Consider the following 18,645-nt stretch of genomic DNA (forward strand, 5'->3'; position numbering starts at 1 on the left):
GTAGCGACGCTTACGTTTAATCTTTCCAATCTGCAAAACCCAAGAATACTGTAATAAATATGGTTCAACTGAGATGTGACAATCCGCGTAGGCGACTTTTCAAAGCTCGAATTTTGTTTTATTGACTTGTGAAATTCCTCAATACTCCAGCGTTTTTTATAGGTATCCAGGATGGGTTGGCCATCAATCGCTGAGGGGCTGATTCCCCGCAGCTTGCTGCGAAAAAAAACAAGGCGCATTACGACCCGAAGGGGTAATTTCCCGAAATACCCCGTAGCTTGCTGCGGGGATAGGGAAATTGAGTTTTGCGCAAATTTATTTATCTTTTTCTCCAATCAGACCAAACTGGTTACAAGTATAGCAAAGGGAACAACATTGCTATCGCCCAACCATTTTCTTCTCATAATTTATCGAGCTGAGTGCTTTTTAAATATTCTGAGCACCATAGAGCTAACCTTCCACCGGAGTGTTGGTAATTTATAAGTTCACCATCCTGATATAAAGTAGGCTGGCAGGCTGTTTCTAGCATTATGCAGCTTAAGTTTATTACGGGACAAGTACTTCATGACTCTGTCTGTACTACAACGTTCATTTTTTTGGATTTAAGAGCATAATTGCAAAGGGGTTGCTATCTTCAGTTAGGAGTTTATATCGAATGCACGCTAATTAAGCATTAATTGCTCGCTGAGGTTGGTTGATATAGGCGTATTGGGCTGATATTTTTCAAGTTAAGATAATGTTTAGAATATTAATATATTAACTAAGAAAAATATTATCTTTATATGTATTAAAATATCTAATTTTCAATTATTGTTTTTAATATCTAGACTATAAAATAAAGCAGGTGGTTTAGTGCTAAGATTTACTTTATTTAATTTAACTTCGAGTGGTATTGGGCAAAGGTATTTTAATATAAAGGTAAATTACATATGAAAATTATAGAGTGATTTTACTAATGATTTTTGATATAAAAAACTTTAGTGTATATATTTTTATTTAATATAGATTGACTTTAGTTTTGATTGTTTTAGTGAAAATATGATTATTAAATAATTAAGTGCTGTTAGTTTTATTTTAATTAACAGTTTTTAAATAGAATTTATTTCTAATAGTCAAATTATTATATGTTTTATTTATTAAAACAATTAATAGCATTGTAAATTTTTACTGAGATATTTTGACTATTTATTTGTTTAAATTTTTATAGTCAATATTTAATATGTGCTTGTAATGAATTTTATCTTATGTTTTTTTATTAAATTTAGAGGTGCTTATGTATGGCTATTGTTGATCAAATTCCAAAGTCAAGAATTAAAATTCACTATCAGACTGAAGTTAATGGCAAGAAGAAAGATAAGGAATTACCATTTAAGTTGTTAGTAATGGGTGATCTTTCTTTAGGCAGCTCTAAGGATCGCGAGATTGATTTAGATGAGCGCGAAATTCGCGAAATTGGTGTAAATGCATCATTAGATGCACTAATGAATGATATGAGTATGTCACTAAAAATTGATGTCGATAATAAAATAAATCCTGAGAAGGCTCCAACCATTAGTATTGATTTGCCAATTAATTCTATGAAATCACTAAGACCTGACTTTATTGCTAAAGAAATTCCAGAAGTTCAGTCACTACTTATTATGAAAAAAATGGTTAAAGAGTTAGAGTCTTATGTTGATAATAACAAGAAATTTCGTGGAAAAATACTTAGCTTAATGAAAAATAAAGAGCAATTAGAAAATTTCAAGGCAACCTTACCAAAATTAGAAAAATTCAAAGTTTAAAAGTTGGGGGAAAGTTATGAGTTTAGAAACTCAAGTGCAACAAGAAACGAATATAAATACGTTATTTAATACTTTGAATTTAAGTGAAACTCTTTATAACAGTGAGTCTCTTAGTGAGGGAGAAACATTTGAAGTTGTTGGTAAAGATTATAGTGATGAAGAGCGTTTAGTTGCCAGCTTATGTTTGTTGCTTGCAAATACGGAAAATTTAGAAAGCTTTAATAAAGGGCTTATTCAAAATATTTTAGATAAAATTGATCATTTAATTTCTGAGCAAGTTAATGAGGTTTTATCAGATCAAAAATTTAAAACATTAGAGTCGATTTGGCTTGCAATTGATAACTTGGTTAAAGATACTAATTTTCAAGCAAATATAAAAATTGATTTATTGGATGTCACGAAGGAAGAGCTAGAAGAGGATTTTGATTGCAATAGTATTGACATTACTGGTGCAGACTTATTTAAAAAAGTGTATCTAAAAGAGTATGACCAATTTGGTGGTGAGCCGTATGGGACAATGATTGGTCTGTATGAGTTTAGTCGTAGTCCAGAAGATATTGCTTGGCTATCTGCCATGGGTAAAGTTGCAACAGTATCTCATGCACCATTTGTCAGTAGTGCTTCTCCACAGTTATTTGATTGTAATACGGTGGAAGAGTTGTCTTTGATTACTGATTTAGAAGGACTTACTTCTCACCCTAAATTTGGTGCTTGGAATAAATTTAGAAAAACAGAGCAAGCGACTTATATTGGTTTAACTTTGCCGCGTTATTTATTGCGAGTGCCTTATGACCCATTAGTTAATCCCGTTGGAAAAGCCCTGAAAACTTTTAAAGAAGAAATGAACTATTTTGATGACCAGCAATATGCATGGGGCAATTCAGCGATTTTATTTGCTAAGAACTTAACGCAAGCATTTGCGCTTAATGGTTGGTGCCAACAAATTCGTGGCCCTAAAGGTGGTGGGTTACTTGAAGGCTTAGCAACACCGACCTTTAATGTACGAGGCAAAGAAGAAATTAAAGCGCCAGTTGAGTTTATGATTCCAGATTATCGTGAATTAGAGTTTGCTAATGCTGGATTTATGCCTTTGGTTTATGAAAAGGGTACTTCCAACGCCTGTTTTTTTAGTACGCAATCATTGAAGCTAGTTGAGGAATTTGAAGATCCAAATGATTCTGAGAACTCTCAAATGATTGCTAATTTAGCTTATACCTATTCAATTTGCCGTATTGCTCATTATGTTAGAACGATGATGCGAGCAGATATAGGAACAACCGCAGGTGCAGAATATATTCAGCAGAAGCTCGAGGGCTGGATTAGTAACTATGTCACGTTAATCTCTAACCCCGATGAGTTAACTGTTTCATTTTTTCCATTTAAAAAAGCTGAGATTACAGTGGAAAAAATTGATGGCAAAGCAGGGTGGTATAGTTGCAGTATTACTGTTCTTCCTCATATCCAGTTTGAGGGATTGGATGTTGAACTAAAAATTGATACACGTTTAGATAATTAAACTATTAAATAAGGAGACATTATGTCTGGTCAATTAGTTGATGCGTGGAGTATTGAAAATGGTTATTTAAATATTAATTTAACCCCTGATGCAGCGGTGACTTCAGGATCAAATAGCCAAGATTTGCAATTACAACCCCGTATATTTTTTTCAACGGTAACTTTTAATGGTAAAAGTCCATCGAGCAATTTACCAACTTATGAAGGGGGGGAAACCGCGGTGAGTGAGTCACAGTTTGCCTTAACTTCCATGACTCTGCCTTGTGATAATAAGATTGGTTCTCACCATGTGAGTATCGCTGGCTATTTTCATAAAGATGCCTTTACTCAACTAGAAGAAATCAGGTTTTCTGCAAAAGAGACAACCGTTGTTTTTAGTTTTGATGGCCCGAATAAGCAGCAGTCATGTAAGTCTTTTGATGCAACTGATGGTTCTAGCACGTGGTTTGAGGCACTTACCCCACAAAGTCCAATTGTTGTGCAAGCCCATATGAATAATGTACGTTTTGAAGTTCATGGCAGCTTATATACTTATGTTGAATTTAGTGGGCACCATATGGCGGACTATACAAATCAATATGCATTACAGAGGGTTAGCCAACTTAACATTGCAAAAGATGTTAGTTTTGGTTGAACAATATGCTAAAACCTAAGTGGTATAATGACCAATACCTTTACCCGGAGCACTTTGAATACTTAACTGAGTATTTAATGGTTCAGCAAAAATTTGGGAATGCCAGTTGTGGCATTCCAAGCTATGGTTTGTTAGATATTTGCTGGAGTGAAGCTGAGATGCAGTTGGGTATTTTAAAGCTCAGCCGCATAAGCTTATTAACGCATGAAGGTGAATATATAGATATTAGTAAAAATGCTACGGTTAATGCTCTGGATTTAAATGAAATAGATAAAGAGCGTATTAGTATTTATATTAATATAGTAAAAAGTGAGGATATTTATAAGAAAACTGAGAATGGTAAGATAATTTTATTGAAAGAAAAAATTTTTATTGCTGATAAAATAATACCTAACTCAAAATTTACTATGAAAGTGTTTGATCTTGATAAAAAGGTCGATGGTGAATTTAAAGTCAGTGATAACTTTATCGCCCCATCGCTTTCTATTGCTACTCAATGCTTCAATAAAGTAGAAATAATTACAAATAAACTTATTCAGGAATTAAGACTTTATTCGAAGAAGAAATCACTTGATGCATCGCCTTCTTATCGAAGTTTTATTAAATTATTAATTAGTGATTTAATATTTTTACTGGTGAATGCAAAAAACTCAGTGCAGTGCCACCCTATTTACTTGTTTCAGAATTTAACGAGAATTTATACCTTAGTTACGGATATAGATCATTTAAATAACGACTTACTTTCTTATAGTCATGATAATTTTGCGATTAGTTTTAATAATTTAACCAGCCTTATTTTTATAGAGCTAGCACGTAAGCTTAATAAATTTACTCATATTGATTACTGTGTTGAAAATAATATTGTTTTTTCTAAATCCATTGATTTAATTAGTGATTCAGATCTTATTTTAATTATAAAAGAAAAATATGTTAAACAAGTGAAAGTGTGTGCGCCATCAAGGATTAATACCATTATATCAAGATCCCTGTCTGGAGCTAGCCTTATTGACCAGGATAAATATCGAGGGGTATTTAATGAGCGTAGTGGCTATAAAGCACTGTTAATAAAAAAAGATTATGAATTCGAATATATTAAAAAAGATAAAAAATTAAGCCTGTTGAACTATCCAATTTTAGATGGCAATGATTTAGCGATTATAAAAGCATAGGTCTTAGAGATAATAAAAGAGGAGCTATTGTATGTCAAGCTTATTTCCATCATTAACAGATTTTGCGTTAAATAGTGCTAAAAGCGCAGGTCAGTCAGCTCTACAAAGTGTTGTTTTGCAAAAAGCTTCTCAAGTTGCAAATGGCGCAGATCAAACAGCAGAGGTGAATGCAGAGTTGGCACAATTGGCAGACCATTGTTGGAAGCAGCTACCTCAAAATGTTGCTAGGACAGGGGTTGGATCAAAACGGCTCTATTGGGTGGGTTGGTTTCCTAAAATTAGAGCTCTTGGTGAGGATCAGAAAATGTTAATGATTCTTGCTACTTATGGGGCTGCAGGCGTTAAGCCGACATGTGAGCGTATGAAAATTAATCCTAATGCGACATATGCAGCATTTCCAATTTTAGGGCCTAAAAAGTTAGTGATGGACCCTAGCTTAACACGCAAAAATATGCGTCAAGTTCTTAAAAGAAAACCGATACTTTCTTATTCTAATATTGGCGTTTCAACAGCATTTTCTTCTATATCACTTGATATGTTGACTATATTAAATGACTGGTCTAACACATTAAATGCAAAAGGGAAAGACACATATGAAAACCATTACAAAGATCGTTTATGGTTAGTTACTGAAACTTATGAGTTTATCGATAGCCTTTCTAATATGCACCTTGACTTTTACACATTAGGTTTGCTTGCATCGAGAGTATATTTGTGGTGGTTGTTGACAACTATTAAGGCAACTAAAAAACGCGATGGTGATGCTGTTGATGGAGCAGACGCAAGGAAGTATGAAATTTTGGGCCATGGTGATGTTAATGCTATGTTTCAGGAACTTTTTAAAAGGGGTTATCAGCATTTAGAGCGCTTACTTGTTGAGTTTTGTACGCGTGCTTTCGTCTGTAAGCTCGATGAGTTGGTTAATTTATTTGAGGCGATTATTTTAGCATCAGAACAATTTTTAACATCTCGAGATATATTGAAGCATTCCTCTCAAAAGCAAGACATTTATCGAGGAAAAGAGGCTGAATTTGAATATAGACCTCGGGGTCAAGAGCAGGGGGATGAAATAGATCCTGAAGCTTATCAAAAAAGAGTAATAGTAGATAAAATACATAGTGCGAATGATTATATGGATCTATGTGCAGCAATATTTTCTATTAGTGGGGCAATGGATATTAATGACACTCAAATTAAGGCGTCAGATGTTCAAAAATATTTAAAGTGCGTGGAAAGTGTTGCTAATGGAGAAGGTGTTCAAGGTAATCCAGTTCAGGCCTATATAGAGCAAATATTAGAAGATGAATGTACTAAGATCATGAGGAATAAAAGCTTTAGGCAAACATTCAGGGATCATATGAAAAAACATACTGACTTATATGTAACTATGGCCAAGTTGATTCTAAAGCAGATGGTTCTTTTTTCTATGAATAATGTATTAACAATTTATCGAGATTATATGCAAGAATTTGGTGACTCACAAATAGAGAATATTGGAAAAAACTGCTCTAAATTAGTTGGTAATATAAATAGAGTTGCTAGTGAAGTATTTGAATTAATGAAAGAGATTTCTGAATCATATAAATCTAAATTAACTAAAAAAATTAAAGATGAAAGGTTTGGTGAGTTTAGAAGTGAGATATACGGGATAGCAAAGCATACTGGAGAGTTAAGGGGGGCGCTTGCCACATGTGCAGCAGAAGTGAAAGCCCAAGTTGATTTATATGGAGATAGTGGCATTAAAATGTCTAGCATCCGAAGTCTCTATAGTGCATCAGATAAGAGCTCTAAAAGAAGTTTTTTAAGTATATTGGGTATCTTTGATGAAGAAAAACGCCTAAATAATTCTTTGGATACTTTAGATTTGAATGTTAATCAAACAACCAGTGAAGGTGAGGAAAGTCGACCATTTGATGGAAAAGTGAAAGCATTTTCTGATAATCATGGGGAGGAGTTAAAAGGGGCGGCAAGGAATTATTATAAGATAATTGGAGATAAATTGCATGAAAGTTTTGGAAATATATTTGACAATGCTGCATTAATTTTTGCTGCAACAGGAAAAGATAAGGATGTTAGTCCGGTAGTAAACCAGATCTTTGCTCGAGGCTTACATATAAAAGGCTATGAGGAGCAAGGTCAGAGAGTTGAACTTGACATTCCAGAATTAGAAGAAGATGAGGAGTTAATGGATGAAAAGCAGTTTTATGAGGTGCTGGTTTATCAAAATCTTATGGGGCAAAATGCTAAGGCTCCTACAATGATTGCAGAAGGTACGGAGAAACAGTGCCAACATCCTGAGTGTCGAAAAGAAGCTAGACTTATGCCTTACCATTCTTGTCGGGCTTGTTGGCATGGGAAGTTTTGTGATGAGCATGCTAAAACTACTGCCCTTTTGCAAAGTAAGTATGTCTGTCGTGAGTGTTCAGGTAGAATTCACGATAAAAAATACCATGAGATTTATCAGAAACGCCAGCAGGCAGGTCTGCGGGTTCGAGTTATGCTGACTGCTCAAGACTATAGAGTGTGGAAAGGAGACGAGGGCGCTGCTCAAGCTTACAGAGGTAGATAATATATAACAACAAGATTTAAAGGTTATAACTATGCCATCATCTGATAACGTTTATGAAAGTTTACCGGAAATTAAAGAATCATCTACATTTACTAATAGAACTTTATTGAGAGGAAGAGGGCCAGGTAAAAAAAGCGAGTTTGATAAAATAAGAAAAATACTGTCTCTTTATCGAACATATCAAGTTAGAATAAATAGAGATTATGAGCTTGGTGATGCAACAAAGGGAACTATATACAATTATTTTACCGCTGGCGCACATTTGAGTAAAACAAATTTACGTAGAATTCTTTTAAGATATATTGCATGTAATACTAAACCATCAACCAGTCGTTTTACTTTTTATGCAATGAAAATGATGGCTCCTTTAAAATATTATTTTAGATTAGTGAGTCGTAGAATGTTGAGTACACATAAGGATAGAATGTGGATTGCAGGTGAAAACTTCGCATTTTTAAGAAATTTTTCTCAGCAGGAGTTTAATTATGAATCTATGGATCAGTTGCTTAATAGGATAAAACTTTGGAAAAGCTTAATTAAAGACGAAGAATTTTTTCCTATAGGTAAGGACAAATGTTATATCGCTTTTCAGCAGCTTACTAAAATAGCAATTGAGTCATTGTCGGCTTTGAATATTGAGCTTTTAACAAGAAATTTTTTTACTAAATTTAGTCAAATTTCTCATGTTTTGTCGTCTCAAATGGTTTTGGCACAGCAGTTTTATACCTCTCAGGACTGGCTTTCTAGTGCATTTACTAAGGTGATGGATGAGTTTGTTGCAGATATTGTTGGCCAGGATGAATTCAATGATATTGAGAGCGATGCCGCGGTAATTGGCTCTTTGAGAGAAAGACAGCGTAAAGTTCGTCATGATGGTGAAGTTGCTGAGCAGTTTAGAAACCATGAGGAAATGTTATGGCGGTTAAGTACATTTTATATGTCGATTGCAGTGCTGCTCACAATGAATAATAGACGAACAACAGAGTGTTGCTTAAAGTTATCCGGTGTTATTACTAATAATCAAATGTCATATGATAATAAAATTACCAGAGTACTAGAAATAATACCGGAGGTATTAGTAGGGGTTGATAGTTCTATTGAGGCAGTTCGGCGTAACTTTGGAAGTATGCTCAATATTGATGAGTATCATCAAGACTTTATTCAGGCATTTTCAAGTTTAAGTGATGATGATGATGATCGCCAAGGCCCACAAACATTCTCTACTTCTTTTAGGCGTCATATCATGAATGTTGAAGAACAGGCCCCGCGCCCACATCTTTTTCAAGCGCTCTATGGTCTTGTTATTGAGAGTTTTTCTTTATCTTGTTACCAGGATACGTTCAAAATTTATTTGCTGATTGTGCAAGAGTTTGGCGATCAAGGTATTGCAAAAGTTTGTGACTCGCAAAGAGATGATCCTATTGATTTGAATGGCATGTTGAAAAAATGTCAAGAATCATCTCGAAAAATATCGGATTATATGAGAATAATGAATAGCTGTAAGCCGCCCATATCGATTAATGGTGATGCTGCAGTAAAAATGACGACGCAGTCAAAAGAGATTGAAAAAGCTTTTGTGCGAGGCTATAAGCAATTAGAGATCTTGTACGGTGAGGTTCAGCTGCAAATAGAGCTAAAATCTGCTCAGCATAAGGCTGGTTTTGGGCTTAGTCAATTAAGGCGCTTATTGAAAAAAAATCAAGACAAAGTCCAATTGGCTGTAAATGAGCAAGTCGATACGATAAAGGAGTATACCACACGTATGCAACAATATGTGCTGAGCGCATATAACGCTAATTATGAAAATGAGGGCGAGCAGTTTGGAGATCAACATGCACTAGATTTCATTGAAAAAGAAATGGAAACACTTACACGATCAACAAGCCAGCGTTTTATAGCATCTTTAGATTCAATGCCGGAGTGATATTATGAGCCAAGAGTTAATAGTAAAGCTAATTTATGAGTTTAAATATCAAGAAGCCCTTGAGCTTATAAAAAATAGTTTTGAGGAAGGAGAAAGTAACTTAGATTTATTAGCCTATTCTTGTGTTTGCGGCTATATAGTTGAAGGGACATGTCTAGAATCATTATCTGCGCTTACTGAATTTATTGCAGGTAATGAGTTTGAGTATAAAAAGGTAAAAAAAAATACAAAAACCTTGACCTGGATATTTGATACAATCAATGATAATATTCATGACAATACGCTGATTTTACATGAATCGATTGATGATGTATCATCTGGGTTATTGATCTTTAAAAAAGCATTGCCTACATCAATTAATATTGATGTGTCTTTTAATAAATTTAAAAATTATTTACTAAATGCTAAAAGAGAGCTAGATAATCAAGAAGTTGATAAAAATGAAGAAAAAATAGAAGAGCAGCCTAAAGAATCAATTTCTACTGGTTTAAGATCTTCATCTAAGTTATCACAATTATTTAAAAAAATTGAATTATGTATGGAACTTGTGAATCAGAACCGATTGTTTGAAGCCGCTTTGTTTTATCAGGATATTCAAGATAAATTAACTCGATTTGATCCTATCGAGTATTTTCCTGAGGTATTTGTGCCGTTTTATAGAAATTTATCTAAATCTTATGCAAAAATGCAAAAATTTATTGATACGAGTCAAGACACCTTAGAATGGCATATTGCTGTTCAAATGTATAGATCGAGTCCTGAGGCTTTAGTCTCTGGTGGTGAAATATTTAGCACTGATGAGTTAAATAATACGCATGATGTCACTGAGTTTATTAGAGAGAGTCGCTCAATTTTGCCCACGATGGGAGTAATTAATAAAAAAGAGTACTCACGTATTGCGAATGAAGAAAATAGCGAGAGGTTGAGTAATAGCCATGATTTTGATCAGGCCGATGCTCTTAAAGAGCTCTCTAGTTATGAAGAAAACGCATATGATCAAGAAGAAAAAGACGCAGAGGAAGAAGATAGCTATAATGCGCATGAAGATAGTGAAGATAATCGGTTTGATTTTGAATTTGACTGATTATGGGCTTTAATTTAACTGATTTCTCTCCATTACAGGCCTCATTGCATGATATAGGCAGTGATGTGCCTACCCCTGATTTTTCTGCTGCTGTGGAAAAAAGCCAACAAGCGGTGAGTCAATCAGTTTCATTAGTACAAGAAGTACAGCCTAAAAAAGTATTGGCAAGCCCATTGGAGTCTTGTCAATATCACCTTGCTCAAGTGCAAGATGTCATGCCAATGGATAAAAGCAAGCTTTTTTTATCGATTAGTGATTTAAAAAATAAAACAGCTTCGCAAATTTCTGCCTTGGCGGATCAATCACAACAGCAGTTAGTTGATTATCATAAAATCGAAAATCGTTGCCCCTCGGTATATCATTTACAGCAGCTTAAATCATCGCTGATTAATTTAAAAGACCGGCATCAAGTACCAGGGGATACGAATAGTGCAGCATTTGATCAGTTACAGCAAAATGTGAATGGGATAGCAGGGACTTTATCGCAATTGTATGGTAGCACACAAAGTACCATGAGTGATTTGGTGAATAGTAGCGGTTTACCTGACAAATTACCTGATTTTGAACTACCAACTGCCGACTTAAGTACAGCTATGGGAGTGAATGTACCGACGGATCTTATTCCTGAGTCTTTATTTCAATTTGATAGCGTATCGAGCTTGTCTTCACTGCAAGAGAAGAGTGCCGTGTTTTTTGGCTATGGTGACCATATTGCTAATGATTTTTCCTCTGAAGGGGTAAGCGCTACGTCTCAAAAGGGCAATGATGATAGTGAAGGGGTGAGTGTAGCTCAAAGTGCAGCATTATTTTTAGGCTATCAAGGCAGTCATGCTCGCCAAGTACTGTCTGATCAGTTAAGTCAACAGGTTGCGTGTGCTGAGCAAAGCTTGAGTGATATTGCGGCTAATCAGGGTGCTGTTTTAAAGAATACTCAAAATTTATTAGCGATGCAGTCTTTTTTGAATGCGCATAGCAGCCAAGTGGGTGCTGCAAGTTTAGATCAATTAAAAACGGATCAGTTGGCACAGTTAAGTGCAATGGTTGATGAGCAACATCAGCATTTTCTGAGTGAATATCAAAACTATAACCCTTACCCTCAGGAAAAAATAGACGAAGCGATGAGCCAGATGACAGAAGATAATTCTTTTGTTCGCTTGGCAAGCCAAACGCAGCAATTGGATTTGCAAGCTGAAGCCTGGAATCAGTGTAGTCAGTGCAGTGATTTCTCCGTAGCGGATTTTACGACAATGCAGGCGAGTGCTGCGAGCTTTATGAATTTGGGTGAGCAAATGACGCAAATGGGCTATAGCCAATTTGATGCGGTTGCAAATTCAGTTGCAAATTATCAACAAACATTAAATAACTACCAATCGAGTGCATTAGCTAATTATGCTGGACAAAAAGATCAGCTGATGCAGTCGGCATTAGCATCGTATTCACAATTGACTAACCTCCAATCTAGCTTATCAGATCCAGAGGCCATAATGGCGGCAAGTGGGATCAATGCACCTGATTTATCCGCTTATGAAGATCAATTTGCAGACCTTGCAGCGACGCAAGCAGCATTGCAAGCTCAACTTGACCAAGTGATGGAAAATAATAGTGTGTTAGATGCGAGCACTGCGATGACAAACAATATTGAGATGAGCGTTTGTGGTTTGGCGTTACCACCTTTGCTTGATATGGACTTTTCTTTGCCTGATTTTAGCTTAGGCTTGTCCAGCATTAATTTAATGAAACTTTCTGAGTTGGCCGATTTGCTTAAAAAAATGCTAGCAAGCTTTTTAGGCTCTAGTGATGGGTCGGGGCTTTTTTCAATTAATTTAGATTTTATTAATAATATCCTTAATAAAATTAGTGATATTAAAAATAAAATGTCTGACTGGGCAAGTGGCATTGTTGATCAATTTATGGGACAGGCATCAGGTTTATTCGATTTTGCTTTGCCGAATTTAAGCGATATGTTAAATGGTCTAATGGATAAGTTGAACGGGTTATGGAGTAAATTTTCACTATGTTCGACAATTTCTTCAGCGCTTGCTTCACTTATATCAGCAGTGAGTGGTTTGGCAGATCAGTTTAAAGATGCACTTTCTATGGACAATATCATGGGATCACTTGATCAACTTAAAAGCACGCTATCGAACTTGCTGGGTGGAAGTGGCAATAGTTTTTTACTTGATATTATTGGGCTTTATAATGATGCTTTAGCTAAACTTAGTGAGTTAACTGACGCTTATCAGAGCTTAAAAAGCCTAGCACTCGATCAATATGCTACTGGATTGGCTAAGTTACAAGGGTTAACGGATCAGGCTTTAGCTGCTTATCAAAGCTTAAAAGATACATTAAACGGTTATATTCCAGTTGTTCCTGCCATTGATATGGACAGTTTGATGGCCTATTTTCCCGGCCTTGAGCAGTTGGTTAATGATATTAATGAAGCAATTGCCTGCTTGACATCCAGTTTTTCTTCGTTTGCGGCGAGTGCTGAGGGAGACCAAATTGGTGTAGCCTCAGGGGCTCAGGTTAAGTGTGATAAAGGGTTGGCAGAGATGCCATTGAATGTTATTCCCTTAGGTAAAGAGTATGGCCCAGGGAAATCGATGACGGTTATGCTTAATGTGATTCCATATTTAAACATTCCAAGCTTTGGTGCCTGTATGTCATCGTCAAATCCACTAGCGATTGCAAATTTTGGTATTTTGCCAACGACGTGTATGCCGATTGTTATGCCTTTTTTTCCAGTGGCTATGCTTACTCAAGCGATGAGCTTACCGCTGGCGACAAATGAAAGCCAATGTTATTGTATTTTTAGTATGCTAACATCCACCCTAACAATTGCTGATCCTGGGCAAGATGAGATGAAGGTGACTTAAATGGCAAGTAGTATTATATCTTCCGTGATTAGTGATAAAGACGGTGTTGAGCTAAATGCACTGAAGGATGATAAAACCACGACGCTTTCTTTGCAATCGGAACAGTCTTTATTGACAGCAGCAGCGGATGAAATTTTAGTTAAAGCGCAAAAAAATCAAGTATTATCTGTGCAAGACAGTAGTATTAGTATGGATGATAAGTCAATCCAGCTTTCAGTTGGTGATGGTACTTATATTAAAATAGAAGATGGAAAAATAGAGTTATCTTGCAATGGTAATAGTATTGAGTTAGGTTCTGATATAAAAATTAATGGGGCGAATATCACTGTATCTTCTCAAAATACAACGACGGTCAGTGCAACGCAAGAAGTGGCATTAAAAGCGATGACTGTGAGTGCCTCATAAAAAAAGGTAGTGAGATGTCATTTTTATTAGACCAAGATTTAGCGATCACGCTAACTTGTTATGATGATACATTAACAAAAACCAATGATTTTATTGTTGGCAGTGCGTATATTAAACATTTTTTTTATAAAAAAACACGTTTTGGTGCTGAAGGTCAGTTTGTTTTTTATGAAAGCCATACTGACGACCAAGGCCAGGTTGATGCTGAGCAAGAATATTTACTAAATGCCTTTTTAATTAAAATTGAAGCGAATGCAAATAATAGGCTAAGCTTAAATAGTGATGAGGAGACAGAAGAAAACTATACGTTTTCTTGCTGTGGCTATAGTCAATTTATACCAGCTACACGTTATTCTGTACGTTATGAAAATATAAACAATAAAGAAATTACGATTGAGTTTAAAGACCCGCTGGCGGTTTTGGCTTCCCAATTTTCTTGTTTTGATCTTTTTGTTGATACAAGTTATCAGGACGTTTTTCAAAGCTACTTTGATTTATTAGATAAAGATAACGTGTTTATTGACTTTACTATAGATAGCTCAGTACAAAGCCTAACTGAAAAAAAATCGTTGATTACTGTGGGCTGTAGCTATTATGATAAAGATAAAAAAAATACCTTTTATGATTATTTGATTTATATATTAAAATATTACCAGCTTGAATTGGTCTATGATGGAGCAGCAGCGTATACAGTGACTTCTCAGCTGCAACCTCAGGATTATCAATGGGATTTAACCGACTATTTCTCAATGTCTGATATCCAGTTTTATGCTCATAGCCCTCCATCCTATGCTTCACGCTTGTGTTTGCCTTTTTTTAACGGCACAGCGGATCAAAGTAAAGAGTTAGCAGTTAAAGTTTTGCCACATCTGCATACTGATGTTGACAGCGCAACAGAGTTATTGAATCAGGCTGATCAGCAGCAGCAAAGTGCTCTTTATCGTGTGGACATGGATTTAAAGTATATCACTGGTTTGCATCAGGCATTAAATAAATCAGCTGATTTAACGATTCAGACGTCGGCAGATGATAATGTTAAAGTTTATTCACCTGATATCTTAGTTGATAAAGAACTAAAAGTCTTGGAGTTCTCATGTGAGTTTAGTCAGGAAATAGATCTTTCTAGAATAGGCTGGTTTAAACAAGAGATGGCCAAGTCGAGCCATACTTTTTTTAAGATGTGCTCGAGTGTTAAGCTAATTGACCAAACGACCCTATGCATAGAGTACCCGGTGACAGCTATGATGGAGTACCCGATATATGCTCAGGGGGTGATTAAAGAGTCTGAGGCAAAAGATCAATATAAGTACACGATTGCTGATTTTGATAATGCGCTTAAAGCTGGCCGATTAGATTATCAAGTTGAGGTTCTATATAGCGTTGATGACAATAATCAACCTTTAGTGATTACGGCATCACAGATGAAGCAGCCTTATGATCAGTTTTTTTACCCCTATGCAAATCAAGCAACCGTAAATTTGAAATTGCATATGGAATCTGCCTTGATTGAAAGCGCAGCGTTGCACTCTGTTGATTCTTCTTTACTTAATCAAGGTGAGCAAACGAACTTAATTAATATGGGCAATGATCGCTCTAGTTATATGAAATTAAGCAATAAAGATGATGCAAACCAGTTAGAATTGACTAATGCAAATAGCTCGATTAAACAGTCAATTAAATTGACTGATGATGGCATGTCCTTTGTATTTACCAGCAGTGGTGATGAGGGAGAATAATGGATAAATACTTACCGGCAATTAATAATCTATTGACGATTCAAACGGTTTTAATTGCATTGGCGATTATTATCGTACTTGTTGTTATCATTAAAAAATTAAAATTAAAGAAATATTTAGTTTATCTGAAAGATTTTTTTGATATTTATATTTGGAATACGCTTTCAGTGCGACTATTTAAGCTAAAAATATATAATTTTTTGGTGCTAAAAAAAGATTTAACTCGTCCTTATGTGTTAATTTCAAAGCTAGCTTATCAATCTGAAGATATTATCTATGAACAAGGCAAGTTCAAAGTCATGGGGCATGCCCTATTGATTAACCTGGTGATTGATGAGCTCGCAACGGCTCCGGCGAAGCGATTAAAAATACTCCGTGTATTTTTAGCACGGCAAAAAGCCAAACTAAACCCAACGGTGGTATTAAGTTCAGAACTTGCTGAGCTGGATGAGAAAATGAGTTTGGTATTTAGAAAGCACTTGCTTGAATTGATGGGATGGGTGAAAAAAATTAAGTTTGTCGTTGTGACAAAGTTGTCACAATTAATTTCGGCAGAAATTATTGATTTAAATAGCCAAAACCGTGTTTATACAGATGCGGCAGAGTTTGCCAATATGTTTGATATGAGTTTGAACCAAGCATTGATGGTGATGACTACAGATAAATATATTCACTATGTTGATGTGGTTGGTACTATTTGCTGTTATCATACTAAAGTAGAATCTCAGATCAAAAAAGTCAATGTCTATACGGTCAGTCATACTTTGTCGTTAAACTCAGTAATGCAGCAAACACAGGTGCGTGATCGCTTACCATGGTTGTCTTATTTGTTGATTTTTACCGGATTTTCTTTATTAACGACTGGGGCTGTGAGTTATAAAGAGCAACTGCTGGTTGAAACGAAAAACCAGCCGGTTGAGGCGCCTTTCTATACTGTTATTTATCCGGATCATTTATTTATTAATATTGTTAAAAAAGAGATTGTTGAGCGTGTTCATCAGCAGTTACTGATCAATATTGCTAATAATAGTAATAATGCCTTGGGTGAGCTTTATTATCAGGTATATCGTGCAAATGGTGATGCTCAGGCTGAAGATTTTATTGAAAGCAATATCAGCTTAGTTGCTGAGGTTTTGTCGATGAAGCAGACTGACTTACTGACTTATGTGCAAAGTAGTCCTTATAGCGCTTATGAGACATATCAGTTTAGTGATCAAGTCAATCGTGTTGATGTTAGTATTATTAGCCATATTTTAAATAATCCAGCGATCAGTGTGAATACATTTTTAACGAGTCAGCATAAGATTAGATTGTATTTAGCTGGTCAATTAATTAATCACTTACAGCAGGATGTGCTGAATCAAAGTACGTTAGCTTATCGTATCAATTCAACTCGTTTAAACGAGCTTGCGGAAGTTATGAACATTAAAGTTGAAAACATCGATAAAAAGATGGATTTATTTAGCCTAATTAAACAGCTTAATGAAGTGAGTGAGCACTATATTAAGACTCCGGTGTACTATCAAAATAATAATATTAATTTAGTGGTGTTAAGAGCCTTAATTAATGATATTGCTGATTATTATAGTCAGCATTCAGCCAGTGTGATGAATTCAAGTTATAGTGGCCAAGGAGTGATGGTAAATAACCCATTTTTTGACCAACAGGCACAGGTCAGTGGCATTTATACCAAGGCGTATGTTGAGAGTGTTATTTTACCTGGGCTTGAAATTTACCAGGGTTTGCAGAAGAAGCTTGAAAAAATTATTGATTTATCAAGTTTAAATTTATTGATTGAAAAATCAAAAGAGAATTATTTACAAAGTTATATACAACAATATTATAACTTTGCTAGGATCTTGTTTTCTGCGCATATTGCTAATTCAGAAGGTTTAAAATTATATTTAAATAATATTGTATCTTCAAACTCACTGATTTATAAAGGGCTAAAGCAACTCAGTGAGAATACTCAATTTAAAAATAGTACATTTAAGATGATTAATGATAAGTTTTCATTTTTAAATAAACTGTATGATAATTATGATACGAGTGATTTTGTCACGTATTTAAGCAGTATTTATAATACGGTTTATGGTGGCTACGGTATTGACTCTGCATCACAAAATCAGCGCTTGGTAAAACTCGTGTATGATTATTATGGCAATAGTGAGGAGAGCACGCTTAGTAAAGTTAAAAACTGGTTGCCGGAGACAGTAAGCCCTGTGATTCGTAATAGTTTTGCTATGGTCTTTAACCAAATTGTCAATGTTGGCTTGATGGGAGTGAAACGGCATATACAGCAGGTATGGCAGACGCAGTTACTTCCTGGAATCAGTAAAATAGATCAGTACTATCCGTTTAATATGAGTTCGAAGCAAATCATTAATACGGCAGTACTAGAGCAAAGCTTAAACCCAAGTGGCGGGTATTTTTGGCAAGTGTTTAATCAGTGGCTAAAACCTTTTCTCGTGTATACCCCCAATGGCTGGATTAACAATCAGTCAGTTGTTAATCAAGCATTGCTCTCTACAACTGAGCTTGCTGATATCAATCGGATGAGTCACATCAGCCAACAGTTTTGGCATCAAGATGGTCAACCACAGGCATTGCAGTTAAGTGTATCGCCGAGGATGATGATGAATACACGCCTAGCTGATGACGACTTTGTTAATATGAGTTTTTTAAAAATAGGGGATCATACAGTGATCGGTGTTAATGTCTCAGGCATTAACCAACCCATTGCTTATCAATGGTGGAAAGATCAAAGTTGTACGGTGGGCTATCAGACTTCATCAGGAAACAGCATCAATATTGTAAGTAACCATCAGCCTTTATGTTTATTTGCGTTATTGGTGGCGGCTAAAGTGAATCATCAGCGTTATCAATGGCAAGACACACAATCGAAGGTTAATGTCGTTTATCAGTTGAAAAACTTGAGTTTTTCTTAAT

Annotated in this window: 11 protein-coding genes and 1 pseudogene; 11 read left to right on the forward strand and 1 reads right to left on the reverse strand. The window is 35.4% G+C overall.

Translation table 11 applies throughout. The features are described 5' to 3' along the window. Nucleotides 1–191: pseudogene (locus tag C200_RS16885) on the reverse strand (IS701 family transposase); the annotation flags it as partial. Between the two features lie 1,086 nt (nucleotides 192–1,277). Here C200_RS16885 and tssB point away from each other — a divergent pair. Genes tssB through C200_RS05035 form a run of 11 tightly spaced genes read left to right on the forward strand, consistent with a single transcriptional unit; the run spans nucleotide 1,278 to nucleotide 18,644 of the window. Next, a complete protein-coding gene (tssB, locus tag C200_RS04985; RefSeq protein ID WP_016209615.1) occupies nucleotides 1,278–1,784 on the forward strand; it encodes a type VI secretion system contractile sheath small subunit in 507 nt (168 codons plus the stop codon). Nucleotides 1,785–1,800: 16 nt separating this feature from the next. Continuing rightward, the gene (gene tssC / locus C200_RS04990; protein ID WP_016209623.1) at nucleotides 1,801–3,300 is read left to right on the forward strand and encodes a type VI secretion system contractile sheath large subunit; all 1,500 of its coding nucleotides are present in this window, start codon (nucleotides 1,801–1,803) and stop codon (nucleotides 3,298–3,300) included. Between the two features lie 21 nt (nucleotides 3,301–3,321). Beyond that, the gene (locus C200_RS04995) at nucleotides 3,322–3,933 is read left to right on the forward strand and encodes a hypothetical protein (RefSeq protein ID WP_016209624.1); all 612 of its coding nucleotides are present in this window, start codon (nucleotides 3,322–3,324) and stop codon (nucleotides 3,931–3,933) included. 5 nt (nucleotides 3,934–3,938) lie between these two features. Continuing rightward, the gene (gene tssK, locus C200_RS05000) at nucleotides 3,939–5,102 is read left to right on the forward strand and encodes a type VI secretion system baseplate subunit TssK (RefSeq protein WP_016209622.1); all 1,164 of its coding nucleotides are present in this window, start codon (nucleotides 3,939–3,941) and stop codon (nucleotides 5,100–5,102) included. 31 nt (nucleotides 5,103–5,133) lie between these two features. Continuing rightward, nucleotides 5,134–7,671 (forward strand): Rcat domain-containing protein, encoded by a 2,538-nt coding sequence (locus C200_RS05005; protein ID WP_016209637.1) that lies wholly within the window; start codon nucleotides 5,134–5,136, stop codon nucleotides 7,669–7,671. Nucleotides 7,672–7,702: 31 nt separating this feature from the next. Then, nucleotides 7,703–9,595, forward strand: coding sequence for a hypothetical protein (locus C200_RS05010; RefSeq protein ID WP_016209626.1), 1,893 nt, complete (start codon nucleotides 7,703–7,705; stop codon nucleotides 9,593–9,595). 4 nt (nucleotides 9,596–9,599) lie between these two features. After that, the gene (locus C200_RS05015; RefSeq protein ID WP_016209638.1) at nucleotides 9,600–10,679 is read left to right on the forward strand and encodes a type VI secretion system protein IglI family protein; all 1,080 of its coding nucleotides are present in this window, start codon (nucleotides 9,600–9,602) and stop codon (nucleotides 10,677–10,679) included. A 2-nt stretch (nucleotides 10,680–10,681) separates the two neighbouring features. Beyond that, nucleotides 10,682–13,555, forward strand: a complete 2,874-nt coding sequence (locus C200_RS05020) for a DUF4280 domain-containing protein (RefSeq protein WP_016209631.1) — start codon at nucleotides 10,682–10,684, stop codon at nucleotides 13,553–13,555. Next, nucleotides 13,556–13,960, forward strand: coding sequence for a hypothetical protein (locus C200_RS05025; protein ID WP_016209636.1), 405 nt, complete (start codon nucleotides 13,556–13,558; stop codon nucleotides 13,958–13,960). A gap of 14 nt (nucleotides 13,961–13,974) precedes the next feature. After that, nucleotides 13,975–15,696 carry a hypothetical protein gene (locus C200_RS05030; protein WP_016209614.1) on the forward strand — a complete coding sequence of 574 codons (1,722 nt, stop codon included), beginning with the start codon at nucleotides 13,975–13,977 and terminating at the stop codon, nucleotides 15,694–15,696. Further along, the gene (locus tag C200_RS05035) at nucleotides 15,696–18,644 is read left to right on the forward strand and encodes a hypothetical protein (RefSeq protein ID WP_016209633.1); all 2,949 of its coding nucleotides are present in this window, start codon (nucleotides 15,696–15,698) and stop codon (nucleotides 18,642–18,644) included. The genes C200_RS05030 and C200_RS05035 overlap by 1 nt, the downstream gene beginning before the upstream one ends. Nucleotide 18,645: the final 1 nt, after the last annotated feature.

The organism is Piscirickettsia salmonis LF-89 = ATCC VR-1361 (assembly GCF_000297215.2).
Classification (GTDB): domain Bacteria; phylum Pseudomonadota; class Gammaproteobacteria; order Piscirickettsiales; family Piscirickettsiaceae; genus Piscirickettsia; species Piscirickettsia salmonis.

Excerpts from the sequence above, each read along its gene's own strand:
- tssB (WP_016209615.1), top strand. The coding sequence starts at position 1,278 with ATGGCTATTGTTGATCAAATTCCAAAGTCAAGAATTAAAATTCACTAT.
- tssC (WP_016209623.1), top strand. The coding sequence starts at position 1,801 with ATGAGTTTAGAAACTCAAGTGCAACAAGAAACGAATATAAATACGTTA.
- C200_RS04995 (WP_016209624.1), top strand. The coding sequence starts at position 3,322 with ATGTCTGGTCAATTAGTTGATGCGTGGAGTATTGAAAATGGTTATTTA.
- tssK (WP_016209622.1), top strand. The coding sequence starts at position 3,939 with ATGCTAAAACCTAAGTGGTATAATGACCAATACCTTTACCCGGAGCAC.
- C200_RS05005 (WP_016209637.1), top strand. The coding sequence starts at position 5,134 with ATGTCAAGCTTATTTCCATCATTAACAGATTTTGCGTTAAATAGTGCT.
- C200_RS05010 (WP_016209626.1), top strand. The coding sequence starts at position 7,703 with ATGCCATCATCTGATAACGTTTATGAAAGTTTACCGGAAATTAAAGAA.
- C200_RS05015 (WP_016209638.1), top strand. The coding sequence starts at position 9,600 with ATGAGCCAAGAGTTAATAGTAAAGCTAATTTATGAGTTTAAATATCAA.
- C200_RS05020 (WP_016209631.1), top strand. The coding sequence starts at position 10,682 with ATGGGCTTTAATTTAACTGATTTCTCTCCATTACAGGCCTCATTGCAT.
- C200_RS05025 (WP_016209636.1), top strand. The coding sequence starts at position 13,556 with ATGGCAAGTAGTATTATATCTTCCGTGATTAGTGATAAAGACGGTGTT.
- C200_RS05030 (WP_016209614.1), top strand. The coding sequence starts at position 13,975 with ATGTCATTTTTATTAGACCAAGATTTAGCGATCACGCTAACTTGTTAT.
- C200_RS05035 (WP_016209633.1), top strand. The coding sequence starts at position 15,696 with ATGGATAAATACTTACCGGCAATTAATAATCTATTGACGATTCAAACG.